Here is a 722-nt window from a genome sequence, read left to right as displayed (position 1 = left end):
GGCGATAGTTGATCCGCCAGTAAAGCGGATCGACCGGCTTCGGCYCGCGYATGTTCGCCGCCACTGCACACCTCAGGCCCGCGCCAGCACATGCTCGACMGCCTCTCCGATCAGCGCSGCCGGSAGSGCCGGRTGCTGGCCCCAGGCCGCTTCACGCGCGGCGCGAGCAGGGTCCCCGCCCATCACCCGCGCCGCACGAGCGGCCGCCATCACGRCCGCCAGGGTGGGTGGCGTAAAGCCTGTCGGCATCAGGGTGGGGGAGAGGAGCTCGGCCGGCGGAGAATCCCGGATCTCGCCGTCCACGCATCACCTCAGATCAGAAGGGGATCTCGCTCTCCGGCACGAGCACCGCCACGACCGGCTCCTGGGCCGCCTCGCCGTCCTGCGGCAGGACGCGGGCCAGGTCCAGCCGCGCCACGCCGCCCCGCACCGGGATGTAGCCGAGGACTGGAGCGGCATAGCAATCCTCGCCGGTCTCCATCGAGTATCGGCGCTCTCGCCCGACGCGCAGCAGGGGGCGCCCCTCCCGCCCGGGCACGACTKCGCCGGCGGCGAGGAAGACCTAGTCCTCGAAGTTGACGACATCCGTGGCGATGAACATCGCCACGCACCCATAACGAGAGGGCGCGTCGCCCCGGTCAGGGATCAGCAGGTCTCCCTGCAGCACTCCCTGCAGCCGCAGGCTGTTGCCCACCATCGTGCAGACCTCGCTGCCTTCATGC

The 722-nt window shown here is 70.8% G+C and carries 1 protein-coding gene; it reads right to left on the bottom strand.

Features of this window, described 5'->3' with window-relative positions:
* Window positions 1–316: 316 nt before the first annotated feature.
* On the bottom strand, window positions 317–481 hold the full coding sequence (locus tag AC1DWF_RS34350) for a hypothetical protein (RefSeq protein WP_476842955.1): 165 nt from the start codon (window positions 479–481) through the stop codon (window positions 317–319).
* Window positions 482–722: the final 241 nt, after the last annotated feature.

It is taken from the genome of Aminobacter sp. P4_D5 (assembly GCF_056401815.1).
This window is presented reverse-complemented; position numbering and strand designations above follow the sequence as displayed.